Consider the following 24,197-nt stretch of genomic DNA (forward strand, 5'->3'; position numbering starts at 1 on the left):
GGCGCCATGGCCTGCAATTTTAACATGGAATTCGCCCGCGCGTCTGGTCTAGCCTGATCGGGTTGCCGCACGAAACGCTGGAGGATTCCATGTCGTACGAAGCACGTATCAACAGCCTCAAGACCCGTCATGCCCGCCTCGATGCCCGTATCTTTGACGAGGATCGCAGGCCCTTGCCCGATGAGGGCGCCCTACGCCGCCTCAAGCTTGAGAAACTGCGCGTAAAGGAAGAAATCGAACGCCTGGCCCGGCTGGGCTGAACCCCGGTATCCGCCGCACCCGTGCGGGTGCGGCGGAAAGGGATCAGATGGCGTGGTCGTCCTCGTCATCAAGTTCCAGCGGCTGGGGCACGGCCTGCCCTTCGCGTGCCAGACGCTCGTTGGCGGCCAGCACCATGGCGTTCAGGTCGGTCTGGCTGCACAGCCCCAGCGTGACCGGGTCGCGCGGCTTGATGTTGGCGCTGTTCCAGTGCTGCTTGCTGCGTACCTTTTCAATCGTGTCCTTGGTGGTGCCCAGCAGCTTGCTGGTCTGCTGTTCGGACAGTTGCGGGAAATTGCGCAGGATGAAGGCAATCGCATCCGGGCGGTCGTTGCGCTTGGCCACCGGCGTATAGCGCGCGCCCTTGGAACGGCGGTTGATCGGATTGGCCGGCGGCAGGATCTTCAGCCGTGCCTCGGGGTCCTTTTCGCAGCGGGTGATTTCCGCCTGGGTCAGCTGGTGGTTGGCAATGGGGTCGTAGCCCACGATTCCCTGTGCCACTTCGCCATCGGCAATCGCCTGGACCTCAAGGGGGTGCATTCCGCAGAATTCGGCAATCTGGGTAAAGGTCAGCGCCGTCTTTTCAATAAGCCACACGGCGGTTGCCTTGGGCATCAGGGGCAGGGCAGTCATTATCAATCAGGTCCTACAGCGTGTGGCGCCACACGCAGGCACCTGAAAGGGTGTTCGGAACGGTTCCCTATCCGCGTGGGAACCGTGCGTACCTGCTGGCGCGCCAGAAACAGAAAACACTCGTGGCAGTGATATGAAGGTTGCGGGTGGCAAAGGTCAAGACTTCAATCCGCGCGCCCGGAATGTTTCTCATCAATAAAAAACAGGGGCGGACCATTGGCCCGCCCCTGCGCCGGATCGTGGGTGCCGGCCCTTATGCCGCGCAGCATCCCGCATGCTGTGGGGCCGGTGCCGTGGCATGGGCCGCAACGACCGGGGGCAGGCTTTGCGCGCTGTCCGGTTCGGGGCTGCCGGCCGGGGCGGGTTCGGGCCGGGCCGTGTCGGCTGCCATGGCATGCCCCGACGAGATGGGAATGCGCCGCGGCTTGAGCGCTTCGGGCACGATCTGGCGGACGGCGATGCGAAGCAGGCCGTTGGTCAGGTCGGCGTTTTCCACCACCACATGGTCAGCCAGCACGAAGCGGCGTTCGAACGCACGGGTGGCGATGCCACGATAGAGCATTTCCCGGCCCTGTGCCGGGGCATCTCCCACGCGACCGGACACGATCAGCGTGTTGTCCTGCACGGTCAGTTCGATGTCATCCGGGCCAAAACCCGCCACCGCCATGGTCAGGGCATACTGGGCATCGGACAGTTTTTCGATGTTATAGGGGGGGTAGGACGGGCTGACCGGGTTCTGGGCCGCCGTATCGACAAGCTGGGCCAGACGGTCAAATCCTATGGCGCTGCGGAACAGCGGCGCGAAATCGTAAGCCATGTTCTGTAACCTCCATGAAGCAAGGTCTGCTGTGATGCGGCCCCTGCGTCGAGCGGGCCGCCATTTCCGGGTGATGCGCATGGACCCGCTTGGGCGTCCGGCGCATTCCAGACATGGGAATGCCCGGCCCCCCGTTCAAGGGACCGGGCATTTCCCGCAGTCATGACTTCATGAAGTGTAAGGCAGGGGGCAATCAGCCCTTCTTGCGCTGCCCCAGCGCGCCGAACTTCTTGTTGAACTTGGCCACCTGGCCCCCGGTGTCCATCATGCGCTGCACGCCGGTCCAGGCGGGGTGGGACTTCGGATCGATGTCCAGGCGCAGCGTATCGCCCGGCTTGCCGTAGCAGGAACGGGTCTGGTACTCGGTGCCATCGGTCATGATGACGGTGATCTCGTGATAGTCGGGGTGGATGCCGGATTTCATTTCAAACAACTTTCGCGCTGGGCCCACCGATGCCGACCGGGGGCGATGTATCGGCAGGCGTATAGACGACAAGGGCCGCCAAGATCAACACCCCATGGCCACAAAAGCCGCCATGGCCCCCCGTGGGGCAGGGGTGTTACCGCATTGCATCACGAACGGGCACGCGAACAGGGTATATGGCAATATATGGTCGTCATGGCGGCGGGTTGTTGCTAGAGATAGGTCATCTCCATCAAATTAAAGGATTGGCCTTCATGGCAAAACTGCCGGACCATGTGCCCGAACTGCACGTAAAGGATATTCATGTACCGGGCTGGCTGGGGGAATTCCGGGCATTCCTCATGCGCGGCAATGTGGTGGACCTGGCGGTCGGTGTGATCGTGGGTGCGGCGTTCACCGCCATCGTGAACAGTCTGGTCAAGGATATCTTTACCCCCATCCTGGGGCTTTTGATCGGTGGCATCGATTTCACCAACCTGTTCGTTACCCTGCGCGGCCCGCATCTTGCCACCCTGGCCGATGCGCAGAAGGTCGGGGCGGTCACGCTCAATGTCGGGCTGTTCCTCAATGCGGTGATCCAGTTCATCATCATCGGTTTCGTGATTTTCTGGGTCGTGAAGGTGATCAACCGCCTGACCGTGAAGAAAGAGGCCGAGAAGCCTGCCACCCCCCCGGCACCGCCGCGCAACGAGGTGCTGCTGCAGGATATCCTTGATGTACTCAAGGCCGAAGCCGCACAGAAGGGCGCGACCACGCCGAAGGGCTGAACGCGTTCAACATGCTGGAACGGCATGGCGGGCACCCGGAAGGGTGCCCGTTTTTTGTGCGTGCCGGCCGGCCGGTCTTGTGCCCCCTGTCCGAACTGCCCAATATCCCCCCGTATTGGGGGGCTGTTTCATGACTGATTTCAAACGACATATACGCGCGGGCCTGCTGGCGTTACTGGCCGGGGGGCTGCTGTCCGGCTGTCATGCAACGCCCGGACGCGACATGGCCCACCTGCCGCCTTCCGCACAGGACTACCTGCTGGTGACATCCTATTTCATGGCGGAAGGGGGGCTTGTCAGCCGCCTGCAGGATGGCGGCCTGTCGGGGCAGCAGGTATATGACATGGCCACCTCGCTCAAATATGGCAAGCACATGCTGCTTGAGGCGCTGAGCCATCCCTCGCATGCCGCGCGGCGCAGGGGGCAGCAGGCGATCGAGATCATGCTGGCCTGCACCAATCAGGTCGATCCGTCCACGCTGGGGGGCGGCACGCCCGCGCGCTGCCTTCCCGGTGTGCCGTTATTCGGCTCCAGCGGCAGTGCCCCTGGCGCCAGTGCATCCGGCGCCAGTGCGCCCAACGCAAATGGGCAGGTGCCGCCACAGCCGGACGGACCTGCCCACAGATAACGTGGCGCGATAAGGAATCGCGCGGGTCATGACCGTGTGGTCTGGCCCGCGCCCCTGGCTTCAGGTGCGCGCGGGCGGCCGGGCGTCACGCCGCAGCCGTTTTTCCCCCATCAGCAGCAGCAGGGGGGCGGCGATGAAGATGGATGAGGACGTGCCGACCACGATCCCGAACAGCATCACCCATGCAAAGCCCGACAGGCTGGCGCCACCAAACAGCGCCAGAGGAAGCGCCGCCAGGAACACGGTGCACGACGTGCCCAGCGTGCGGCTGAGTGTTTCGTTGATGGACAGGTCAATCAGTTCGGCAAGCGGCATGGTGCGGTATTTGCGCAGGTTCTCGCGCACGCGGTCATACACCACCACCTTGTCATTGGTGGAATAGCCCAGAATGGTCAGGATGGCGGCCACCATCACCAGGTCGAACTCGAAATGCGTGACGACCAGGAAGCCAATCGCCTTGGTCAGGTCCAGCACCAGCGTCACCACCGCACTGACCGCGAACTCCCATTCAAAACGGAACCAGATATAGGCCAGGATCATGAGCAGGCTGATGCCCAGCGCCAGCATGCCGTTGCGGAACAGTTCCCTTGATACCGAAGCCCCCACCGCATCCGCCCGCAGCACCTGCGCGCCGGGCAGGGTGGCAATGGCGTGGCGCACGGAATCGACCATGGCCTGCGTGCGGGCCTCGTGGTCGGGTTCGCTGTCAGGGGGGGTATCAAGGCGGATCAGCACGTCATCCGGCCCGCCAAAGGACTGCACGCCGGCGGCATTGACATGCTGGGCGTTCAGGGCCGCGCGGATGGTGTTGAAATCCGCCGGGCCCTGCGTGCGGGCTTCGACCACGATCCCGCCGCGGAAATCCAGCCCCAGCGTCAGGCCGGGGTGGAAGAACAGGATCAGCGAGGCGATGGACAGCACGGCCGATGTGGCGAGGCCGATGAACCGGCCACGCATGAAGTTGATTTTCGTGCCGCGCGGCACGAACCGAAGGAGGGGACGGTCAAACATCATGCGGCGCGCCTCAGACCGGCAGGGTGCTGGGGCGCGTGCGGGCATACCAGCGCACCATCAGCATCCGGGACAGGAGAAGGGTGGTGAACAGGGTCGTCACGATACCGATCGTGATGGTAAGCGCGAAGCCGCGCACCGGCCCGGTTCCAAAAACGAACAGCATCACATGCGCCAGCAGGGCGGTGGCGTTACTGTCCACAATAGTGGCTGTGGCCCGCTCGAAGCCGGCCTGCATGGCCTGCAGCGCGCTGCGGCCACGGGCCACTTCCTCACGGATGCGTTCGTTGATCAGGATGTTCGCATCCACCGCCATGCCCAGGGTCAGCAGCATGCCCGCCATGCCCGGCAGGGTCAGTGTTGCCTCGAACAGCGACAGGATGGCCGTCATCAGCACAAGGTTGGCCAGGAGCGCAATGTTCGCGTACCAGCCAAACCGGCCGTAGAACAGCGCCATGAACGCGATCACCAGCACGAAGCCCGCGGCCAGGCTGTAGCCGCCGGCCCGGATCGAATCCGCACCCAGCGACGGGCCGATGGAGCGCTGTTCGATCACGTTGAGCGGGGCGGGCAGCGCGCCCGCGCGCAGCAGCAGGGCCATGTCGGTGGCCTGCTGGGCGGAAAACCCGCCGGTAATCTGCCCGCTGCCGCCGGTAATGGCGGTGCGGATGACCGGGGCCTCGATCACCTTGTTATCCAGCACGATGGCGAAGCGCTTGCCCACATTCGCCCGCGTCACGTCACCAAACTCCTGCGCCCCGGCCGAATCGAAGGTGAAGTTCACCGCCCATTCGCCACTCTGCTGGTCGATCGAGGCACTGGCATTGGTCAGGTCCGCGCCATCCACGTCCACATGCGAGAATACCGGCAGCGTGCCCTGTCCATCACTCATGGGCAGCAGGTCCACGCCCGGCGGCGGGACGGAGGAACCGATGGCGGAATCCGCCACCAGATGGAATGTCATCTTCGCCGTGGTGCCCAGCAGGTTCTTCACCCGCTCGGGGTCGCTGATGCCGGGCAGTTCCACAATGATCCGGTCCTCGCCCTGGCGGGTGATCTCGGGGTCGATCGCGCCGGTGGCATCGATCCGGCGGCGTACGATCTCGATCGACTGGGTCACCGCGTCATAGGCGCGCTGGCGGGCCGCGTCGGCCGAAAGGGTAAGGGTGATCTGCCCGTCCCCGCCCTGCTCGACCGTGAACTCGCCCGGCACGTTCATCGGCATGGCGCGCAGGGCTTTCAGGTCGGGCCGGGTTTCCTCGGGGGTGCGGGGTGTAAAGGTCACGCCGTGCGCGGTGGTGGCCAGGTTGCGGTAGCCCAGGCTGTTTTTCAGCAGCGTCTGGCGGGTTTCATCCTGCAGGCCGCGCAGCCTGTCGGCCGCGACACTGTTCATGTCCACCTGCAGAAGCAGGTAGGACCCGCCCCGCAGGTCCAGGCCCAGATGGATCTGGCGCCAGGGCAGGGATGCCACGGGCTGGCGTATGACATTGGGCAGGCACAGCGCCAGCCCGACCAGACATACGCCAATGACCGAGGCCATTCTGAGCCGACTGTAATACATCATGACTTGATGGAAAGCTCCCTACGCCCGGCTGGGCCGGTTCCCTTGCCCGGCATGGTCAATGTCTCGTGTGCACGAAATTCAGTGGCGGGAACATGCCGCTCCCGGCCCGATGATGCAACCGCTGATGCGCCACAGGCATGGTGGACGTTGCCGTTTTGCCGCATTCCGTTTTTTCATTCATGCCGGGTGTGAGCGTGGCGGGGGTGTGCGCCGCCGCCCCTGGCTGCTAATCGGGATGGAGGGAACACGTCAGGACAGGAACGGGGCATGACGCAGGCGGCAGGCGCGGGTACGGCAGGGCGGCAGCTGCGCATCGGCATTGTGGGGGCCGGGCATTTTGGCCGTTTCCATGCGCTCAAGGTGCTGGATTCCGCGCGTGAGGTCCTGACGGGCATCCATGACCCGGATGGGGACCGCGCGCGCGTGGTGGCGCGGGAAGCCGGTGGCGTGCCGGTGCTGTCCTATCCCGATCTGCTGGCCTGTTCGGATGCGATCATCGTCGCGGCCCCTGCCGAATATCATTTCGACCTGGCCCGGCAGGCCCTTGCGGCGGGCCGCCATGTGCTGGTGGAAAAACCCATGGCCGCAACGCTGGAACAGGCTGACGAACTGGCCCGTCTGGCCCATGCGAAGGGTGTGGTGCTGCAGGTGGGGCACCTGCTGCGCTATTCGGCCGAGCACCGGGCCATTACCGAACGCATTTCCCGCCCGCTCTATATCGAGGCCACGCGCATCGCCCCCTACAAGCCGCGCGGCACGGATGTCTCGGTCATCCTTGATCTCATGATCCATGACCTTGATCTGGTGCTGGCCATCGTGGACAGCCCGATCGAGAGCGTGGACGCGCTGGGGGCGGCCGTCAGTTCCCCGTTCGAGGACATTGCCAACGCCCGCGTACGTTTTGAAAATGGCTGTGTCGCCACCATTACCGCAAGCCGCATCTCGCTCAAGACCGAGCGGCGGATGCGCCTGTTCTCGCAGGAAGGCTACCTGTCCGCCGATTTCATGAAGCGTGAACTGACCATGATCGGGCGCGAGCGTGGCCTGCCGCTGCCGGGCACGGGCGGCTTCCGGCGCGAAGCCGTGACATGGCGCGACCATGACACGCTGGCCGCCGAGCACGCGGCCTTTGCCGCCTCCTGCCTTGATGGGGCGAAAGTGCTGGTCGATGCCGTGGCCGGACGCCGCGCGCTGGCGGCGGCCCTTGCGGTAACGCAGGGCATTGCCGCCACCCGTGCGCGGATGGAAGCATCGGGCCTGATCATTCCCCCCGTTCAGGGGGACTGAAGCGTCTCGCGCAGCATCTCCAGTTCCAGCCAGCGTTCTTCCGCCGCCGTCAGGTCGGCCTGCGCCTTTTCCAGCGCCGTGGTGGCGGCGGTGAAGGCGGCGGGGTCGCGCGCGTAAAGTCCCGCATCGCTCAGGAGGGCACGCAGGCGTTCGATCTCGCTTTCCAGCGCCGCCATCTGTTTGGGCAGCTGTTCCAGCGCGTGCCTGTCCTTGTAGGACATCTTGCGCGCGGGCTGGCGGGGGGACGGGGAAGGCGTCACGTCGGTTCTGGCCGGTGTGGTGTCCGTGCGCTCCTGCCGCGGGCGGGCGGCCAGCGTGTCATCACGGCGCTGGGCCAGCATGTCGCTGTAGCCACCGGCGTATTCCACCCATTTCCCGCCGCCTTCCGCCATCAGGATGGAGGAGGCGACCCGGTCGAGGAAGTCACGGTCATGGCTGACCAGCAGCACCGTGCCGGAATAGCCGGCCAGCATGTCCTGCAAAAGGTCCAGCGTTTCAAGGTCAAGATCGTTGGTCGGCTCGTCCAGCACCAGCAGGTTTGAGGGCCGGGCCAGCGCGCAGGCCAGCATGAGCCGCCCCCGCTCACCGCCCGACAGCACGCCCACCGGCGTGCGCGCCTGCTCGGGGCGGAACAGGAAGTCCTTCATGTAACCGATGACGTGGCGCTTCTCGCTGCCGACCTGCACCATGTCGCCGCCGCCGCCGGTCAGCGTATCGGCCAGGGTGGCATTGGGGTCGAGCGTGCGGCGCTGCTGGTCCAGCGTGACCACGTTCAGCGCGCTGCCAATGGCGATGGTGCCCGAATCCGGCCTGTCCACGCCCGTCAGCAGGCGCAGCAGCGTACTCTTGCCCGCGCCATTGGCGCCCACGATGCCCAGCCGGTCCCCGCGCAGGATGCGCAGGTCAAGATGGCTGACCACCGGGTGGGCGGGGTCATAGGCGCGCGAGATGTCCTCGGCCACCGCCACCAGCTTGCCCGACAGGTCGCTCTCGCGTGCTTCCATCTTTACCCCGCCCTGCGGGCGGATGGCATTGCGGCGGGTGTTGCGCAGTTCGGCCAGTTCGGCTACGCGGCGGACATTGCGCTTGCGGCGCGCGGTCACGCCGTAGCGCATCCAGTCTTCCTCGCGCGCGATCTGGCGGTCCAGCTTGTGGCTGTCGCGTTCTTCCTGCTCCAGCACGTCCTCGCGCCATGTCTCGAAGCGCGCGAATCCCTGGTCCAGCCTGCGGGTGATGCCCCGGTCCAGCCACACGACCGAACGCGACAGCGTCTCCAGCAGCCTGCGGTCATGGCTTATGATGACCATGGCGGAAGAGAGCGACAGCAGTTCACGCTCCAGCCATTCGATGGTGGGCATGTCCAGATGGTTGGTCGGCTCATCCAGCAAAAGCAGGTCGGGTTCGGGGGCCAGTGCCCGCGCCAGCGCGCAGCGTCGTGCTTCCCCGCCCGAGAGGGTGGCCGGGTCTTCCGTGCCGTTCAGCCCCAGTTCCGTCAGAAGCAGTTCGGCGCGGTAATCCGGGTCGCCCGGCCCCATGCCGGCACGCACGTAATCCAGCGTGGTGGCAAAGCCCGACAGGTCGGGTTCCTGCGGCAGGTAGCGTATCGTGGTGCCGGGCTGGACGAAAACGGTGCCGTCATCGGCCTGTATCTCACCCGCCGCGATGCGCAGCAGGGTGGACTTGCCGCATCCGTTGCGGCCGACAAGGCACAGCCGCTCACCGGCGCCCACGCCAAATCCCGCCCCGTTGAGCAGCGGCGCGCCACCAAGGGTAAGGGTAATATCCTGAAGGAGAAGAAGGGGAGGAGAAGCCATGTCCGCTTATGTCCCTTCCATGGCACGGTGTGCAAGGGCTGCTACGCGGGCGGGCACGCCTGTTTCGCCCCCTCCAGTATGTTCAGGAACGACAGCCCCCACCCCAGGGCGGTGCGGCTGGCGATGCTGTTCCAGCAGGACTGCCAGCGCTCGCGCCGTTCCGCGGCCGACATCACCATCGCGCGTTCCAGCGCGTCGGCCATGTCATCATGGTCAAGCGGGTTGACCAGGATCGCGGCATCCAGCTGCTTTGCGGCGCCAGCCAGACGGGAGAGGATCAGCACGCCAGGGTTTTCGGGGTCCTGGGCTGCGATGAATTCCTTGGCCACCAGGTTCATTCCGTCGCGCAGGGGGGTAATGTAGCCGATATCGGCCAGCCGCATGTAGCCTGCCACCGTCGGGCGCGGGCTGCCGCGTGTCAGGAAGCGCAGCGGTGTCCAGTCCGCCTGCCCGCGATGGGCGTTGAGCTGGCCGATCTGGTGTTCCAGCTTGTTGCGCAGCGCCTGGTAGGATGCCACATCCGTCCGGCTTTCGGCCGCGATCTGCAGGAACGTGACCTGGCGTTCGCGCTGCGGATAGGTTTCCAGGAAGCGTTCATAGCCCGCCAGCCGGTGGTCCAGCCCCTTGGTGGGGTCCATGCGGTCCACGCCAAAGACCAGCCTGCGCCCCGCCAGCGAACCCGACAGCCGGCGCAGGTCCTCCAGGTCCGCGGCATCGCGCGCGGTCGCGGCAAAGCGGGTGGGGTCGATTTCGACGGGAAAGGTGCCGACCCGCACCGTATGCCCTTCAAATGTCAGGGCATCGTCGCCCATGGCCACGGCGCCCGCCTTGCGGGTGGCGGCGAAGATGAAATTGGCCGTGTCATCCGCCGTCTGGAAACCCAGCAGGTCGGCGCGCAGCAGGTCGCGCAGGAAGGTGCCGCCATCGGGGGCGGTGGCCAGCATGTCCGGCGCGGGGAACGGGGTGTGAAGGAAAAAGCCGATGGGCTGGCGCACGCCATGGCGGCGCAGCAGGGCGGCCAGCGGCAGCAGGTGGTAGTCATGGATCCAGATGACGTCATCCGCGCGCAGCAGCGGCAGCAGGTTTTCACAGAACCGTTCGTTGACCGACCAGTAGCTGGCAAGCTCGCGCCGTTCGAAGTGGATGTGCTCGGGCAGGGAATGCATGAGCGGCCACAGCGTGGAGTTGGAAAAACCGGTATAGTAATTGCGGTGCTCGGCCGGGGTCAGGCCGATGGTGGCGTATTCCACGCCTTCGGCCTTCTGGAGTGCGGGGGGCAGGTGGGCCGCGTCGGGGTGGCAGGTGCCGTTCCAGCCAAACCACATGCCGCCCTTGCGTGCCAGCAGGTCCTTGAGCACGACGGCCAGGCCACCGGGGCGCAGTCCTTCCTTGGGAACGGGAACGCGATTGGAGACGATGACCAGCCGTTTCATTCTGCCCTCTTGAATTAAGCGGTTGCAGTAGTGCACCAGCACCGCCCGACTGCACGGCCGGAACGTTCAGCATATACGCAACGGCGGGGGGAGGGGATGCCACTGACGCCAGTGCTGGCATGCGGTTGCGTCAGTTCAGGGGCACGCCACCGGAAACGGCCTGGTAGGTCGAGACCGCAAGGGTCAGCGGTTCGAACGGCTTGGTGATGACGAAGGCGGGCTCGATCGTGTCGCCGGTCAGCAGGCGCTCGGGATAGGCGGTGACGAAGATGATGGGAATGTCCTGATGCTGCAGGATGCTGGACACCGCGTGCATGCCGTCCCCCCCGTCACCCAGGTTGATGTCGGCCAGGATCAGGCCGGGACGGGTCTCGCGCGCCAGGCGGATGGCCTCGGCCTCGCTGCTGGCAACACCGGCTATGGTATGCCCGCACTGGCGCACCAGTTCCTCGATGTCCATCGCGATGATGGGTTCGTCCTCAATGATCAGCACGCTGGTCTGCGCGCAGGAGCGCAGGCGGGCATGGGCATCTTCCAGCATGGTGGCGGCCTGCGTGGGGCTGAGCGAGAGCACGCGCGCGGCGTCGGCCGGGCTCAGTTCCTCCAGCGATGTCAGCAGCAGCAGCTTGCGCGCCATGGGCGGCATGCCGCCCGCCTTCGTGTTTTCCGTGCCGTTCTGCGCATGGTGACGCGAGATCCACTGGTACAGACGCAGCCTTGGTGGCATGGCGGGATCATCCACCGCCATGAGTTCGCGCAGGCTCTCGGCCACCAGCAGGTCGCCACTGGACTGGCTGCCGCATAATGCGCGGGCGTAACGCCGGGCATAGGGCAGGGCGCGAAGCAGGTCTTGACGCCGTGATAGCGGCATGAGGCATTCATCTCCCCAGATAAACTGTTACACTCCGGATCATGACAGCGTTAGGCTGTGCTGCAAGAGTTGAAGAGTAAACAAACTGGAATCCAGAATACCACTTGATCCGTCGGCGGTCACGCACTTGCGTGGGGAGATGCTTGCCCTTCTCCCCCAGTTGCGGGGTTTTGCCCGTTTCCTGACCGGGCAGGCGGCGGCGGCGGACGATCTGGTGCAGGAAACCGTGCTGCGGGCGCTGGATGCGATCGGGCAGTTCACGCCCGGCACCAGCATGAAGGCGTGGCTGTACACCATCGCGCGCAACCTGTTCTACGAGCAGGCGCGCCACAGGCGGCGCGAGCGCGATGTGATGTCGGATTACGCCCTGCGTCCCGACCGTCCCGAAAGCGGCACGCCGGAAGGGGAGGCCGATGCCCTGCGTGACCTCAACGGCGCGATCTGGCGGCTCTCCCCCCGCCTGCGTGAGGCGCTGGTGCTGGTGGGCGTTCAGGAAATGACCTATGCGGAGGCCGCGGCCGTGTGCGGCGTGACGGTCGGCACGATCAAGGCCCGTGTGTCACGCGCGCGCGTGCAGATCATGGAATACATGGGCGACGGTGGCCCGGGCCGGGGGGCGTAGGGGCCTTTTTCCGCCTGCTCGCGTTTTCGTTATATGCCCGGATGTAACCTTTCGCGCTTCCTGTTCATTCCCTCTGCATGAACGACATCAAAGCGGAGACCAAGATGACCGGCAGCTTCCATGACGAGATGATTGCAATCCTGCCCCGCCTGCGCGTTCAGGCCCTGTCGCTGACGCGCAACCGCGCGGCGGCGGATGATCTGGTGCAGGATGCCGTGTGCAACGCGCTGGCTGCGCAGCACAGCTTCACGCCCGGCACCAATTTTTCCGCCTGGATGCACCGCATCCTGCGCAACCGTTTCATTTCCGACCTGCGCAAGAAGCGCGAGACCGGCAATATCGAGGACGTGCCCGCGTCCGCCATGGCGGGAAGCGGCGCGCATGAAGAGCGCCTGGTGGTCAAGGAACTGGCCGAAGCCATGAACCGCCTGCCCGCCGACCAGCGCGAGGCGCTGGTGCTGGTGGTGATGCAGGGCATGAGCTATGACGAACTGGCCGCCGCCACGGGATGTGCCGTGGGCACCGCCAAGAGCCGCGTGTTCCGTGCCCGCCGCCAGCTTGCCACATGGCTGTATGGTGAGGAGCGTGACCTGTCGACCGTCGAACTGCGCGGGGCCGTGCAGCGCCTGCGCGCCCGCGTGGGCGAACCTGTTGCGGCATCGTTCTGACCAAGCGAATTCCCACTTTGAATTGTGGTGTTAATATGGCACTGACAGGTATGCCCGCGCCAGTCTGTCAGGATACAGCAGGGTAAGATGCACGTTCCCGCATGTGCGGGGATGTGGTTGAGGTGGGAATTTACTTCGGGATAATGCGATGGCTCTGAAGGACAAGTGTCCTCCCAGGCAACCAGGAAAGAAGTCCACAAACAGATCGGATGATGCGTTCGAGCTATGGTTGAAGCGGGGGCTGCATCAGTTGTTCGATGATGTGACCAAGGAACCTGTCTCCGAGGAACTGCTGCGCCTGATTGAGGAAGACCGGAAACGGACAAAATAAATGTCCGTATTTCGCTCCCCGGGTCAGGGCAGGCAGGGCCGTCACCGTAGCCTGTTCACCCGTATCGGTCGTGTGTTCGATGCCGTGCGTGGCCGGATGATGGCCATCATCCTGCTGGCCGCCACCCCCATTGCCATGATCGGCGCGGTGCAGGCGTGGCACAGCTATCACAACACGCTGGAGGCACCGGGCTATCGCACGGACCTGGCCGTGGCGCGCATTGATCTGGAACTGCGCCACGAATCCGAGCATCTCGGCTCGCTGCTCAGGGCCGTCTCGCGCATGCGGCTTGATGACGGCGGCCTGCACCGCATGCTTGAACTGGTCCAGTCCCTGACCGGGCAGCATTACAGCCAGATCGCCCTGACCGATGACCGCGGCAACATCCTGACCGCCGTGGGCCGCATGACGGATGTCATCCCGCTTACGGTGGATGACATGCCCCGCTTCCAGGGTGATATCGGCATGCGGGTCATTACCGATCCGCTGACCAACGTTCCCGCTTTCTTCCGCATTACCGTCGCCACCATGATCAGTGACGACATGGGCCGCCCGGCGCGCGCGGGCTATCTTGCCGCCGTCATGCCCCTGTCCTGGCGCAGCAGCATCCTGCAGTCCAGCGACCCCCGGCTTGACCTGCTGCAGCAGAATGGCCCGATCGAGATATGGGTGCTGGACGCCCGTGCCCGCATGGCGGCCCCGCTGTGCGCGGACTGCAACTGGGTCACCCGCCCCCCGGCGCGGATCATGCAGTGGGCGCGCGCCATGATGGCGCAGGGGCACGAACAGGTCCATGTCACGCTGTCGGACGGCGCGTTTTCCGTGGGGCGCGTACTGGGGGGCGTGCATGTGCTGACCATGACGCGGCGCAACGCGGGGGAGCGGCACGCGGTGGTCATGTTCGCCATATCGCTGGTCAGCAGCGGGCGGCTGCTGCTTGTCGGCCTGCTGGGTGCGTCCAAGAGCGCCGACGTGCTGGTCATAACGCCGCTGCGCAGGCTTACGGCATCGGTCAACCAGTGGCAGCTGGGGGGGATGTATGAAGTCCGTTCCAACTGGGCCATGCCGCTGGAGGTCAGGCAGCTTGCCCACGCCTTCAGCAAGGCGACGCGCAGGCTGGCGCGGCATGAGAAGCGGCTGGAACGCGCGCAGGTGCGCCAGGAACTGCTGCTCAAGGAAATGCATCATCGCGTCAAGAACAACCTGCAGATCGTGGCGTCCCTGCTCAACCTGCAGGCCGGGCGGATCCGCCAGCCCGCGGCAAGGGAAGAATTCGCCCAGGCGCGCGACCGCGTGCGCGCGCTGGCCACCCTGCACCGCTACCTGTACGCCGATGGGGAACTGTACAGCCTGAACATGCAGAGCTTCGTGCGCGAACTGTGCGGCCAGATCATGCACGCCATTGGCGAATCCGACGAAGGGCGGATCACGCTCGACATCCGCGTGGATGACCTGCTCATGGTGCCCGACCAGGCCGTGCCGCTGGCCCTGATCGTGACGGAAGCGGTCAGCAACACGATCAAGTATGCCTTCCCCGACCAGCAGCGCGGCACGCTGGAAGTGGGGCTGCGCGCGCTGGATGGCGGGCGGGCCTGCCTGTGGATTGCCGATAACGGCGTGGGCATGGCCGCCGTGCGCAGCAATGCGCATGAACATGAGGCCCGCAGTGGCATCGGCATGCAGCTGATCCGGGGCTTTGCGCGCCAGCTGGGGGGCAACCTGCAGATTTTTGAGGAAAACGGGACACGTTATGTCCTTGTTTTTCCACTAAAGCAGCCCGAAGAAGACGAAATGGCCCCCTGATCGCATGCAAAAATGCATGGCAGAGTTATGTTCCGGGCAGTTTGGGGTGGCGCATGATGACTGTCCCTGTGCCGTGTCATTCGGTATAGGGAGCGGTCATGAACGATGACAAGACAGTGATGAAGGCGTGGACCAGGGCACAGTCGCGCCTTGGGCGCAGGCTGGCCATGCCTGTAGTGTTGCTGGGGCTGGCGGTGGCCGGTGTGGCGGTGGGACAGGTCTGGTGCGTGGCCAGCATACTGGCCTGCGTGCTGGTGCCGGGCGGTACGAAGGTGGCGGCATGGCCGCTTGCCGGTCTTGTCGGGCTGGCCGTGCTGCGCGCCGCGCTGCAGATGGGTATTGACGTGCTGGCCGCGCGTGCGGGCATGAAGGCGCGCGCGCGGCTGCGCGGGGGCGTGGTCGATGCCATCCTGCGCGGCGGGCCGGGCCTGCTGCGCAACCACCATAGCGGGGAACTCACGGCCCTTGCCGTTGACCGGATCGAGGCGCTGGACGGTTTTTTTGCCCGCTGGCTGCCCGCTTCCGTGCTGTGGGTGGCGGCGCCGCTTGTCATTGGCGTCCTTGCAGCGCTGGTCCAGCCGGGTTCGGCGCTGATCATGGCGGCATGCGGCCTTGCCGTGCCGTTTGGTCAGGCGCTGTTCGGCATCGGGGCCGCCGTGGCGTCGCGCAACCAGTTCCTGGCCATGACCCGTCTACAGGCGCGGTTTCTGGACCGGGTGCGTGGCATTGCCACCATCGTGCTGTCCGGCCGGACCGAGGACGAGACCCGTCGCCTTGCCGCAAGCGCCGAGGAACTGCGCATGCGGACCATGAAGGTGCTGCGTGTCGCGTTCCTCTCCTCCGCCTCCATTGACTGCGCGCTGGTCGTGGCGCTGGTGCTGGTGGCGCTGCGCAACGGGGCGCAGATCATGGCGCTGCATGAACAGGGCGTGCCCGCCACCGTGATGGCGGCGCATGTGGCGCGCGGGCTGTTTGTCGTGCTGCTGGTGCCGGAGTTCTTCGCCCCCTTCCGCAGTCTGGCGCTGGCCTATCAGGATCGTGCCCATGCCTCGGGTGCGGCGGCGGCCATGCGGATATTGCCCGATGCCGCCACCGCGCGGGCCGAAGGCCAGGCGCTGTGTGACGCGGGGCAGGGCGTGCGGGTGGCGTTCGAGAACGTGGGTTTCGCGTGGGACGCCGCGCGGGGGGCGACACTGGAGGACATTTCCTTCACCGTGCCCGCCGGGCAGGCCGTCGTGCTGTGGGGGCCGTCGGGTTCGGGCAAGTCCACCCTGATCGAGATGCTGCTGGGCTTCATCCAGCCCGCAGCCGGGCGCATCACCTTCAATGGCACCGACATGGCGGCCATCGATCCCGCCGCACTGGTGGCCATCACATCGTGGATCGGGCAGAAGCCGGTGCTGTTCGCGGGTACGCTGCGCGAAAACATCCTTTTTGCTCGTCCCGGTGCGACCGAAGCCCAGCTGCAGGCCGCCGTCACGGCGGCGGCGGCGGACAGTTTCGTGGCCCATCTGCCCCACGGGCTTGATACGCGCATTGGTGAAGGCGGGTTCGGCCTGTCCGGCGGGCAGGCCCAGCGGGTGGCGATCGCACGCGCCTTTCTCAAGGACGCGCCGCTGCTGCTGCTGGATGAACCCACTTCGCATCTCGACCCGGAAACCGAGGCGGATGTGTTCGCCAGCCTGCGCAGGCTGGCGGAACATCGCACCGTCATCCTGGCCAGCCATTCGCCGGCGGCGGCTGGCTTTGGCGGCCAGCGGATCGACCTTGACCACGGGCGGATTGTCACCAGCGGGGAGCATGCATCGTGAAATCCACGGAAAACCGGGAATTCTCGCGCCAGGCACGGCGTGAGGGCGTGCTGGCCCCGGTGCTGCAGATCTTGCAGATATGGCAGCGTCGCGCGCCGCTGCTGACGGCGGGCGCGCTGCTGTCGCTGCTGGCGCTGCTGATCGGGCTGCTGCTCATGCGGGCGGCGGGGCTGCGTGTGGCGGCCATGACGGTGGGCATGCTGGTGGTCACCACCGGGGCGCTGCGCATCTTTGGCGCCTCGCGCGTTATCCTGCGCTATACCGAGCGTCTGGTCACGCATGATGCCATGTTCCGCGCGCTGGCGGATGTGCGGGTCTGGTTCTTCCGCCATCTGGCGCGTGGCGCCGCGGCGGGGCTTGGCTTCCGCCGCGCGGGTGACCTGCTGTCGCGTCTGGTGTCCGATGTCGAGGCGCTGGACGGGCTTTACCTGCGCATCATCATCCCGCTTGCGGGTGCGCTGCTGGTCCTGCCGTTCCTGTTCATTGCCATCAATATGGTGGATACCGAACTGGCACTGGTGGTGAGCGGGCTGTTCGCCTGTGGTGCCTTTGGCCTGCCCCTGCTTGCTGCCATTCTGGGGCGGCGCGAGGGCGGGCTGGTCAGCCATGCCAGCGCGCAGCTGCGCATTGGCGTGCTGGATATGGTGGGCGGCCTGCGCGAGATCGCGACCTTTGGCGCGGAAGGCCGCATGCGTGACCATGTCCATGCCCGTGACGCGGCATTGTTCCGCGCACAGATGCGGCAGGCGCGCATGCTGGCCCTGGCCGGTGCCGCGTCCTATCTGTGCGGGCAGGCGGCGGTTGTGGCCGTGCTGGCGGCGGCCCTTGGCCTGGGCCTGCCGCGCATTGCCCCGCTGCCCGCGGCAGCCGTGCTGTTCCTGACCGTGGCGGCGTTTGAAAGCGTGGGCGGCCTGACCCGTGCCGGTGCGCTGGCGGGTAGCATTACCCGTGCGGCGGCGCGGGTGGTGGCGGTGGGCGCCATGCCCGAACATGCCCCGCCCGAAGGCACCGAACCGGCACCGGCCGGCACGGATATCCGCTTCGAGCACGTTACCTTCCGCTGGGATGCCCACCGCCAGCCGGTGCTGGATGACCTGAGCCTAAATATAGCGGCGGGCGAGCGCGTTGCGATACTCGGGGCATCGGGGGCGGGCAAGTCCACCCTTGCGGCGCTGCTGCTCAAGGTGGTGGCGCCCGAGGCGGGACGCATCACGCTGGGGGGGCAGGATATCGCCACCATCCGCGATGACGACCTGCGCGGGCGCATTGCATGGCTTTCACAGGCGACGCATCTGTTCGCCGATACGATTCGTGCCAACCTGCTGCTGGGTCGGCCCGACGCGGACGAGGCGGAACTGTGGGCCGCGTTGGAGCAGGCCCGGGTGGCCGATGTGGTGCGTGATCTGCCCGAAGGGCTGGACAGCTGGCTGGGGGAAGGCGGGGCCAGTCTGTCGGGCGGGCAGGGCAGGCGGCTTGCGCTGGCGCGTGTCCTGCTTTCACGCGCGCCAATTCTGATTCTGGATGAACCGGCCACGGGGCTTGATGCGCGGACCGAGCAGGAATTCCTGCTGACCCTGAATGAGGTCACACGCGGCCGCACGGTCATCCTGATTGCCCACCGGCTGGCGGGGGTTGAAAAACTGGATCACGCATGGCGGATTTCTGGCGGCAAGATGGCCGGTATTGGTGCATAAGAAGGCGGGCATGTCGGTCCAGAGGATTGACGTGCCCAGCCCCGCAGGGCACGAAGTAGCGGAAAACCGGGTCGGACGCACCAGAAGCGCGCAAGCGGTCCGTCTTTTGAATCTCTGAAACAGGAGTAAGTTCATCATGCGTCGCCTGTCCCTTCTTCTTGGTCTTGGTCTGCTGACAGGATGCGCTGGTGGCCATCCGGGCAAATATGTCGTGTTCTTTACCGAGAACTCCACCCAGCTTGACACGCCGGCCCAGACTGTCATCACGCAGGCGGCCCAGCGGGCGGTGGCCAGCCACGCCAATGTGCGTGTCGAAGGTTACGCCGCCGCCAGCCATGACCTGTCGGCCGATGAACTGCTGGCCATTGACCGCGCCAAGGTCGTCGCCCGCCAGCTGGTGGTGGATGGCGTGGACACCAGCCGCATCCGCCAGCAGCCGCGTGGCCCGATGAACAATGAAAGCGGTGCGCTGGCGTCCCGCCGCGTCGAGATCGAGGTGGGCGGACACTGAGCGACGGCGCACCGCTTCATGCCATGACACCGCACGCAGTCCCGTCGCGCGACCCGCGCGGCGTGCTGGCCGATGTTTTCGGTTTTCCCGACTTTCGCGGCCTGCAGCAGCAGGCCGTGGATGAGGTCATGGCCGGGCGCGACTGCCTTGTGCTCATGCCTACGGGTGGCGGCAAGAGTGTGTGCTATCAGGTGCCCGCCCTGGCCCGGCCGGGCACCGGGCTTGTCATCTCGCCCCTGATCGCCCTGATGGATGACCAGGTGGCCGCCCTGCGCCAGCTGGGGGTCAATGCGGGCGCGCTGCATTCCGAACTGGAACCCGACGAGGCCGCCCGCGTGCGCGCCGACCTGGTGGCGGGGCGGCTGGATATCCTTTATGTCTCGCCCGAGCGGCTGCTCTCTCCGGGCATGCTGGAGCGGCTGGGACGGCTGACGCTGTCCGTCATCGCGATTGACGAAGCCCACTGCATTTCCGCCTGGGGCCATGAATTCCGGCCCGAATACCGCGAACTTGCGGCGCTGCCGCAGCATTTCCCCCATGTGCCGCGCATTGCCCTGACCGCCACGGCAGACGCGCGTACCCGCAGCGACATCCTTGAAGCCCTGGCCATGCCCGACGCCACGGTGCTCAAGGCCAGTTTCCACCGCCCCAACCTTGATATCGCCGTCCGGCCCAAGACATCGGAACTGCGTCAGCTGACCGCCATACTGGACCGGCACCGGGGGGCGGCCTCCATCGTCTATTGCGGCAGCCGCAGCAAGACCGAGCGCGTGGCGCGTTCGCTGGTGGGCAAGGGGTATCCGGCGCTGCCCTTCCATGCCGGGCTTTCCCCCGTTGAAAAGCGTGCGGCGCTGATGCGCTTCCGTTCAGGAGAGCCGGTGGTGATCGTGGCCACCATCGCCTTTGGCATGGGGATTGACCGGCCCGATGTGCGCGCGGTGGTGCATCTGGACATGCCTTCCTCGCCCGAGGGGTATTACCAGCAGATCGGCCGCGCGGGCCGCGATGGCGAACAGGCCGAGACGGTGCTGCTGTATGGCGGCGACGACATGGCGCGCGCACGCTACTGGCTGGAACAGTCCAACGCGCCCGATGCCCAGAAACGCATCATGAGTGCGCGGCTGGAAGCCATGATCGCCCTGACCGAGACGACCGGCTGCCGTACCCAGTCCCTCCTGTCCTGTTTTGGTGAGGAACTGGACCATGCCTGCGGGCATTGCGACAACTGCCGCAATCCTGTCGCCACGTTTGATGGCACGGTGGCGGCGCAGAAGGTGCTGTCCGCCATCTACCGCACCGGCCAGCGTTTTGGCGCGGTGCATGTGGTGGGCGTGCTGCGGGGCAAGGGATCGGACATGGTCTCGCGCCACGGGCATGAGAAGCTGAGCGTGTTCGGCATCGGCCAGGACCGGCCGGAACCCTTCTGGCGTGGGGTGATCCGCCAGCTGATTGCCCGTGGCGCGATAAAGGTGACGGGTGAATACAACTCCCTGGCGCTGGAGGAAGGGCGCGCGCGCCCCATCCTGCGTGGCGAGGAGCCGATCATGCTGCGCGAGGACGCGACCGAGGACCTGAAGGCCGCCGCCCGCACGATGGGGAATGCCCGCCCGCAACGACCCGATCTTGCGCCCGAGGCCGCCGCGCGGTACGAAGCCCTGCGGGCCTGGCGGCTGGGAGAGGCACGGGAACAGGAAATCCCGCCTTACGTTATCTTTCATGATGCCGTGCTGCATGACATTGCCATGGAGCGGCCATCCACGCTGGATGAGCTGGGTATGATCCGTGGGGTTGGTGGCTCCAAGCTGGCCCGTTATGGTGAAGCCGTGCTGGATGTGCTGGCGGAAGTGGGCGGCTAGTCCCGTCCGGCTGGCCGGCATGGGCCGCCCCTGTTTTATGCTGTAGTCGGGAACCCGTTGCGCATGCGTTGCCCCTTTTGTGGAAATGATGATACCCAGGTCAAGGACAGCCGCCCGCATGAAGATGGCGCCGCCATCCGGCGCCGGCGTATCTGCGGTGCGTGCGGGCAGCGCTTCACCACCATCGAGCGGGTGCAGCTGCGTGATCTTGTGGTCATCAAGGCCGACGGGCGCCGCGTGCCGTTCGAGCGCGAGAAGTTGGCGCGCTCGGTCCGCATCGCGCTGCGCAAGCGCCCGGTCGATGCCGAGCGGATCGAGCGGATCGTCAACGGGATTGTCCGCCGTCTTGAAGCCATGGGGGAGACGGATATCCCTTCACGCGATATCGGGCGGCTGGTCATGGAAACGCTGCGCGAGATTGATTCCGTGGCCTATATCCGCTTTGCCAGCGTGCACTGGGATTTCCGGGATACCAAGGATTTTGCCGATATCCTGGACACGATTTCCGCCTCCGTATCGGGGGAGGAGGGCAGCGACTTTGCCCCCGACGGTGCCAAGGACAAAGATTGAACTGGACCCCGCGGCCCAAAGAGGCGATGAAGCCCTGATTTCGCAGCATCGCCACAGCAGGAGTACCCCGCCATGACACAGACAGACGGTGACCGGCAGCCCAAGGTCCGTTCCCGCACCGCATCGCGCGTGGCGGCGGTGCAGGCCCTGTTCCAGATCGAGCAGGCTGGCGAAAGCCCCGAGCACGTCATAAACCAGTTCAACCGCCACCGGCTGGGCACATCCGTGGTGCAGGACGGCAGCTATGCCGAAGGGCAGGTGCCCGATGCCGATGCCCGCCTGTTTGGCATCGTGGTGCGTGGCGCCGTGGCGCGGCAGGAACGCATAGACGGCCTGCTGCACGAGATCCTGCCGGCTTCGTGGCCGCTGGCCCGGCTGGACCCGGTGCTGCGCGCGATCATGCATGCGGCGGGTGGCGAAATGACGGGGGCGGACCCCGTCCCCGCGCGTGTCATCATCAATGAATACATGGATATCGCCCACGGTTTTCTGGCGGGGGATGAGCCGCGCATGCTCAATGGCGTGCTTGATGCGCTGTCACGGCGCCTGCAGGAACCGGCGGCGCAGCCAGCCATGGACGTGACGCCCGATACCCCGGAATCCTGAAGCAGGATGGGCGGCTATGGCGTGCCGTGACCTGCCCGATACCGGGCTGCCAGCCGAATTCGGGTTCATAGCCCGTATTTTCCGCCCGCTTGCAGGCCATGGCGCGCTGGACCTGCGTGATGATGCCGCCGTGTTTACCCCGCCACCGGGCCGGCAGATCGTGATCGCGGCCGACGCCATGGTGGAGAGCGTGCATTTCCTGCCCGATGACCCGGCGGAGACCGTGGGCCGCAAGCTGCTGCGCTGCAACCTGTCCGACCTTGCGGGCATGGATGCGACGCCGCTGGGCTACCTGCTGACGGTATCCATGCCCCCCGCGCGTGACGAGGCCTGGTTCGCGGGCTTTGCGACCGGGCTTGCGCGTGACCAGCAGGAATTCGGCATTACCCTGCTGGGGGGCGATACCACATCCACCACCGGCCCGCTGGTGCTCTCGCTGACCGTGCTGGGGCATGTCGCCCCCGGCATGGCACTGCGCCGGAATACGGCGCGCGTGGGGGACGGGCTATGGGTGACAGGCACCATTGGCGATGGCGCGATGGGCCTTCTGGCACGCCGGGGCGAGATAGCCGACAGGGATGGCTACCTGGCGGGTCGCTACCAGTTGCCACGCCCCCGTCTGGGGCTGGCGCTTGGTGCGGTTGCTTCCGCTGGCATGGATGTTTCCGACGGGCTGGTGCAGGACCTGGGGCACATGGCGCGCGAAAGTGGCGTGGGCGCGGTCATCCATGCGGCACAGGTGCCACTTTCCCCCGCCGTGCGTATGCTCGGGCCGCAATGGCTGCCCACCTGCCTGGGTGGGGGGGATGACTATGAACTGCTGCTGGCGGTGCCGCCGGGGCATGACGCGTTGCTGCGTGACCATGCGGCGCGGCAGGGGGTGCCGGTTACCCGCATCGGGCAGGTGGTGGCAGGGGCGGGCGTGCGTGTGCTTGACGCCTGCGGGGCAGAGATGGTGCTGGCCCGGCGCGGCTGGAGCCATGTAGGCGGCTAGGCGCGTTCAGTCCGCCAGCGGGCGGTCGTACACACGGTAGCGCTTGCACGGCCGGGGCGTGATGCGCTCGATCAGGCGGCGCATGGGCAGGTTGGTTTCCAGTACCCAGCCCAGTTCGATGGTGCGGTAGGGCAGGCTGCGGCCGCGCTTCATCAGTTCGGTAATGGCCAGGGCGGGCATGATGGCGCCCAGCGCCGTACCATCCAGCGTGGAACTGACCCCCAGCAGGATGACGCGGGCGGAATGGAATTCATGCCGCAGCAGCCGCTTGCCCAGCTTGAGCCAGCCCAGCGGCGAGGGGTCGCCGTTCAGGTCCCATGAGATATCGAATACATTGGGCACCACAAGGGCAACACAGACCGGCTTGCCGGCCTGTTCGATCAGCACGAAATGCTCCGGCCGCAGGATGGGCTTCATCTCCACGATCATGGACTGCACATCCTCGCGCGCCAGCGGGATCGAACCCCAGTTGTTGCGCCACGCATCGTTGTAAAGCGTGCGCAGGATCTCGCCATCCTCCTCGATCCGGTCCATGCGCAGGCCACGGGTGGTGACATTGCCCAGCCTTCCTTCCCCCAGGCGCAGGCTGGCGGGGACCAGATGCGCTTCCTCCGCATCGGGGCCGGTGCGCATCTGGTAGGCCACCAGGTCGCGTATCTTGACGCAGCCACAGGCCTCCATCATGCCCGGCAGCCATTGCGGGTGCCACGGCATGGCGACCATGGGCATGGCGTGATGGCCTTCGATCATCACGCCGAATTCGCCATTGCTGTCCAGCGTCTGCGGCCCGCGCATGAGCTTCATGCCATGCTGGCGCAGCCATGTGCCTGCGGCATCCAGCAGGGCGGAGACCACCTCCAGGTCGTCAATCGCGTCCAGTGCCCCGAAAAAGCCCACGGGTTCGCCATAATGCGCCATGGAGACCGGGTCGATCTGGGCCGAGATCCGGCCCACCGCGCGCCCGCCGCGCATGGCAAGGAAATACTGCGCCCGGCCCAGCCGGAAAAAGGCGTTCTTGCGCGGTGTCAGCAGGTCGCGCTGGGTCAGGTCCAGTGGCGGCACGTAACCGGGCAGGCCGGCGTACAGGCGGCGGGGCAACTGGATAAAGGTGGTCATCTGACGAAAGCCGGAAACGGGAATGATAGTAAGACGATCGGTTTCGTTCATGACCGGTTCGTTGCATCCTGAACATTACCGGCATGGGCCCTTGTTTCCATGGTGGAA

Annotated in this window: 24 protein-coding genes; 15 read left to right on the plus strand and 9 right to left on the minus strand. The window is 65.9% G+C overall.

Annotated features, from left to right (window positions below; all coding sequences use genetic code 11):
- Nucleotides 1-89: 89 nt before the first annotated feature.
- The gene (locus CFR78_RS09800; protein WP_083824484.1) at nt 90-260 is read left to right on the plus strand and encodes a YdcH family protein; all 171 of its coding nucleotides are present in this window, start codon (nt 90-92) and stop codon (nt 258-260) included.
- Nucleotides 261-303: 43 nt separating this feature from the next.
- On the opposite strand, the gene CFR78_RS09805 is transcribed toward CFR78_RS09800, so the two are convergent.
- The 3 genes from CFR78_RS09805 to rpmE all read right to left on the minus strand — a co-directional run bounded on the left by CFR78_RS09805 (nt 304) and on the right by rpmE (nt 2,132).
- Nucleotides 304-891, minus strand: coding sequence for a DUF1013 domain-containing protein (locus CFR78_RS09805; protein WP_007399322.1), 588 nt, complete (start codon nt 889-891; stop codon nt 304-306).
- Between the two features lie 253 nt (nt 892-1,144).
- The gene (locus CFR78_RS09810; RefSeq protein WP_007399324.1) at nt 1,145-1,708 is read right to left on the minus strand and encodes an Hsp20 family protein; all 564 of its coding nucleotides are present in this window, start codon (nt 1,706-1,708) and stop codon (nt 1,145-1,147) included.
- Nucleotides 1,709-1,901: 193 nt separating this feature from the next.
- On the minus strand, nt 1,902-2,132 hold the full coding sequence (gene rpmE, locus CFR78_RS09815; protein WP_034931579.1) for a 50S ribosomal protein L31: 231 nt from the start codon (nt 2,130-2,132) through the stop codon (nt 1,902-1,904).
- A 254-nt stretch (nt 2,133-2,386) separates the two neighbouring features.
- Between rpmE and mscL the strand changes: the two genes are divergently transcribed.
- Nucleotides 2,387-2,899: a large conductance mechanosensitive channel protein MscL gene (mscL, locus tag CFR78_RS09820; protein ID WP_110581102.1), complete on the plus strand. Its 513-nt coding sequence runs from the start codon at nt 2,387-2,389 to the stop codon at nt 2,897-2,899.
- A 130-nt stretch (nt 2,900-3,029) separates the two neighbouring features.
- Nucleotides 3,030-3,527 carry a hypothetical protein gene (locus tag CFR78_RS09825; protein WP_034931584.1) on the plus strand — a complete coding sequence of 166 codons (498 nt, stop codon included), beginning with the start codon at nt 3,030-3,032 and terminating at the stop codon, nt 3,525-3,527.
- Nucleotides 3,528-3,587: 60 nt separating this feature from the next.
- Here CFR78_RS09825 and secF read toward each other — a convergent pair whose 3' ends face one another.
- Entirely contained in the window at nt 3,588-4,538 is a 951-nt protein-coding gene (secF, locus tag CFR78_RS09830; RefSeq protein WP_034931664.1) for a protein translocase subunit SecF, read from the minus strand.
- A gap of 13 nt (nt 4,539-4,551) precedes the next feature.
- A complete protein-coding gene (gene secD / locus CFR78_RS09835) occupies nt 4,552-6,102 on the minus strand; it encodes a protein translocase subunit SecD (protein ID WP_084149701.1) in 1,551 nt (516 codons plus the stop codon).
- 267 nt (nt 6,103-6,369) lie between these two features.
- Here secD and CFR78_RS09845 point away from each other — a divergent pair, with 267 nt between their 5' ends.
- Entirely contained in the window at nt 6,370-7,389 is a 1,020-nt protein-coding gene (locus tag CFR78_RS09845) for a Gfo/Idh/MocA family protein (RefSeq protein ID WP_034931587.1), read from the plus strand.
- Here CFR78_RS09845 and CFR78_RS09850 read toward each other — a convergent pair.
- The 3 genes from CFR78_RS09850 to CFR78_RS09860 all read right to left on the minus strand — a co-directional run bounded on the left by CFR78_RS09850 (nt 7,377) and on the right by CFR78_RS09860 (nt 11,507).
- A complete protein-coding gene (locus tag CFR78_RS09850) occupies nt 7,377-9,203 on the minus strand; it encodes an ABC-F family ATP-binding cassette domain-containing protein (RefSeq protein ID WP_034931589.1) in 1,827 nt (608 codons plus the stop codon). The genes CFR78_RS09845 and CFR78_RS09850 overlap by 13 nt on opposite strands.
- A gap of 41 nt (nt 9,204-9,244) precedes the next feature.
- Complete coding sequence (locus CFR78_RS09855) at nt 9,245-10,636, minus strand: alpha,alpha-trehalose-phosphate synthase (UDP-forming) (protein ID WP_034931590.1); 1,392 nt, start codon at nt 10,634-10,636, stop codon at nt 9,245-9,247.
- Nucleotides 10,637-10,766: 130 nt separating this feature from the next.
- Nucleotides 10,767-11,507: a response regulator gene (locus CFR78_RS09860; protein WP_034931593.1), complete on the minus strand. Its 741-nt coding sequence runs from the start codon at nt 11,505-11,507 to the stop codon at nt 10,767-10,769.
- Nucleotides 11,508-11,646: 139 nt separating this feature from the next.
- On the opposite strand from CFR78_RS09860, the gene CFR78_RS09865 reads away from it, so the two are divergent.
- The 11 genes from CFR78_RS09865 (at nt 11,647) to thiL (ending at nt 22,973) form a co-directional block, all read left to right on the plus strand.
- On the plus strand, nt 11,647-12,129 hold the full coding sequence (locus CFR78_RS09865; RefSeq protein ID WP_034931595.1) for a sigma-70 family RNA polymerase sigma factor: 483 nt from the start codon (nt 11,647-11,649) through the stop codon (nt 12,127-12,129).
- Between the two features lie 104 nt (nt 12,130-12,233).
- Nucleotides 12,234-12,797: a sigma-70 family RNA polymerase sigma factor gene (locus CFR78_RS09870; protein ID WP_034931669.1), complete on the plus strand. Its 564-nt coding sequence runs from the start codon at nt 12,234-12,236 to the stop codon at nt 12,795-12,797.
- A 148-nt stretch (nt 12,798-12,945) separates the two neighbouring features.
- On the plus strand, nt 12,946-13,128 hold the full coding sequence (locus CFR78_RS16620; RefSeq protein WP_110581103.1) for a hypothetical protein: 183 nt from the start codon (nt 12,946-12,948) through the stop codon (nt 13,126-13,128).
- Complete coding sequence (locus tag CFR78_RS09880; RefSeq protein ID WP_181417519.1) at nt 13,129-14,931, plus strand: sensor histidine kinase; 1,803 nt, start codon at nt 13,129-13,131, stop codon at nt 14,929-14,931. It begins immediately after the preceding gene.
- Nucleotides 14,932-15,029: 98 nt separating this feature from the next.
- Nucleotides 15,030-16,742 (plus strand): thiol reductant ABC exporter subunit CydD, encoded by a 1,713-nt coding sequence (gene cydD / locus CFR78_RS09885; protein ID WP_034931600.1) that lies wholly within the window; start codon nt 15,030-15,032, stop codon nt 16,740-16,742.
- On the plus strand, nt 16,739-18,436 hold the full coding sequence (gene cydC, locus CFR78_RS09890; protein WP_034931603.1) for a thiol reductant ABC exporter subunit CydC: 1,698 nt from the start codon (nt 16,739-16,741) through the stop codon (nt 18,434-18,436). The genes cydD and cydC overlap by 4 nt, the downstream gene beginning before the upstream one ends.
- Nucleotides 18,437-18,572: 136 nt before the next feature.
- On the plus strand, nt 18,573-18,947 hold the full coding sequence (locus tag CFR78_RS09895; protein WP_007399345.1) for an OmpA family protein: 375 nt from the start codon (nt 18,573-18,575) through the stop codon (nt 18,945-18,947).
- A gap of 23 nt (nt 18,948-18,970) precedes the next feature.
- Nucleotides 18,971-20,803, plus strand: a complete 1,833-nt coding sequence (gene recQ / locus CFR78_RS09900) for a DNA helicase RecQ (RefSeq protein WP_034931606.1) — start codon at nt 18,971-18,973, stop codon at nt 20,801-20,803.
- A 63-nt stretch (nt 20,804-20,866) separates the two neighbouring features.
- Nucleotides 20,867-21,373: a transcriptional regulator NrdR gene (nrdR, locus tag CFR78_RS09905; RefSeq protein ID WP_034931674.1), complete on the plus strand. Its 507-nt coding sequence runs from the start codon at nt 20,867-20,869 to the stop codon at nt 21,371-21,373.
- A 72-nt stretch (nt 21,374-21,445) separates the two neighbouring features.
- The gene (gene nusB / locus CFR78_RS09910; protein WP_007399348.1) at nt 21,446-21,979 is read left to right on the plus strand and encodes a transcription antitermination factor NusB; all 534 of its coding nucleotides are present in this window, start codon (nt 21,446-21,448) and stop codon (nt 21,977-21,979) included.
- A gap of 16 nt (nt 21,980-21,995) precedes the next feature.
- Nucleotides 21,996-22,973: a thiamine-phosphate kinase gene (gene thiL / locus CFR78_RS09915; RefSeq protein ID WP_034931608.1), complete on the plus strand. Its 978-nt coding sequence runs from the start codon at nt 21,996-21,998 to the stop codon at nt 22,971-22,973.
- Between the two features lie 6 nt (nt 22,974-22,979).
- Here the strand turns inward: thiL and CFR78_RS09920 are convergent, their stop codons facing one another.
- Entirely contained in the window at nt 22,980-24,140 is a 1,161-nt protein-coding gene (locus tag CFR78_RS09920; protein ID WP_034931611.1) for a hypothetical protein, read from the minus strand.
- Nucleotides 24,141-24,197: the final 57 nt, after the last annotated feature.

The organism is Komagataeibacter rhaeticus (assembly GCF_003207855.1).
Lineage (GTDB): Bacteria > Pseudomonadota > Alphaproteobacteria > Acetobacterales > Acetobacteraceae > Komagataeibacter > Komagataeibacter rhaeticus.

Excerpts from the sequence above, each read along its gene's own strand:
- CFR78_RS09800 (WP_083824484.1), top strand. The coding sequence starts at position 90 with ATGTCGTACGAAGCACGTATCAACAGCCTCAAGACCCGTCATGCCCGC.
- CFR78_RS09805 (WP_007399322.1), bottom strand. The coding sequence starts at position 891 with ATGACTGCCCTGCCCCTGATGCCCAAGGCAACCGCCGTGTGGCTTATT.
- CFR78_RS09810 (WP_007399324.1), bottom strand. The coding sequence starts at position 1,708 with ATGGCTTACGATTTCGCGCCGCTGTTCCGCAGCGCCATAGGATTTGAC.
- rpmE (WP_034931579.1), bottom strand. The coding sequence starts at position 2,132 with ATGAAATCCGGCATCCACCCCGACTATCACGAGATCACCGTCATCATG.
- mscL (WP_110581102.1), top strand. The coding sequence starts at position 2,387 with ATGGCAAAACTGCCGGACCATGTGCCCGAACTGCACGTAAAGGATATT.
- CFR78_RS09825 (WP_034931584.1), top strand. The coding sequence starts at position 3,030 with ATGACTGATTTCAAACGACATATACGCGCGGGCCTGCTGGCGTTACTG.
- secF (WP_034931664.1), bottom strand. The coding sequence starts at position 4,538 with ATGTTTGACCGTCCCCTCCTTCGGTTCGTGCCGCGCGGCACGAAAATC.
- secD (WP_084149701.1), bottom strand. The coding sequence starts at position 6,102 with ATGATGTATTACAGTCGGCTCAGAATGGCCTCGGTCATTGGCGTATGT.
- CFR78_RS09845 (WP_034931587.1), top strand. The coding sequence starts at position 6,370 with ATGACGCAGGCGGCAGGCGCGGGTACGGCAGGGCGGCAGCTGCGCATC.
- CFR78_RS09850 (WP_034931589.1), bottom strand. The coding sequence starts at position 9,203 with ATGGCTTCTCCTCCCCTTCTTCTCCTTCAGGATATTACCCTTACCCTT.
- CFR78_RS09855 (WP_034931590.1), bottom strand. The coding sequence starts at position 10,636 with ATGAAACGGCTGGTCATCGTCTCCAATCGCGTTCCCGTTCCCAAGGAA.
- CFR78_RS09860 (WP_034931593.1), bottom strand. The coding sequence starts at position 11,507 with ATGCCGCTATCACGGCGTCAAGACCTGCTTCGCGCCCTGCCCTATGCC.
- CFR78_RS09865 (WP_034931595.1), top strand. The coding sequence starts at position 11,647 with ATGCTTGCCCTTCTCCCCCAGTTGCGGGGTTTTGCCCGTTTCCTGACC.
- CFR78_RS09870 (WP_034931669.1), top strand. The coding sequence starts at position 12,234 with ATGACCGGCAGCTTCCATGACGAGATGATTGCAATCCTGCCCCGCCTG.
- CFR78_RS16620 (WP_110581103.1), top strand. The coding sequence starts at position 12,946 with ATGGCTCTGAAGGACAAGTGTCCTCCCAGGCAACCAGGAAAGAAGTCC.
- CFR78_RS09880 (WP_181417519.1), top strand. The coding sequence starts at position 13,129 with ATGTCCGTATTTCGCTCCCCGGGTCAGGGCAGGCAGGGCCGTCACCGT.
- cydD (WP_034931600.1), top strand. The coding sequence starts at position 15,030 with ATGAACGATGACAAGACAGTGATGAAGGCGTGGACCAGGGCACAGTCG.
- CFR78_RS09895 (WP_007399345.1), top strand. The coding sequence starts at position 18,573 with ATGCGTCGCCTGTCCCTTCTTCTTGGTCTTGGTCTGCTGACAGGATGC.
- recQ (WP_034931606.1), top strand. The coding sequence starts at position 18,971 with ATGACACCGCACGCAGTCCCGTCGCGCGACCCGCGCGGCGTGCTGGCC.
- nrdR (WP_034931674.1), top strand. The coding sequence starts at position 20,867 with ATGCGTTGCCCCTTTTGTGGAAATGATGATACCCAGGTCAAGGACAGC.
- nusB (WP_007399348.1), top strand. The coding sequence starts at position 21,446 with ATGACACAGACAGACGGTGACCGGCAGCCCAAGGTCCGTTCCCGCACC.
- thiL (WP_034931608.1), top strand. The coding sequence starts at position 21,996 with ATGGCGTGCCGTGACCTGCCCGATACCGGGCTGCCAGCCGAATTCGGG.
- CFR78_RS09920 (WP_034931611.1), bottom strand. The coding sequence starts at position 24,140 with ATGAACGAAACCGATCGTCTTACTATCATTCCCGTTTCCGGCTTTCGT.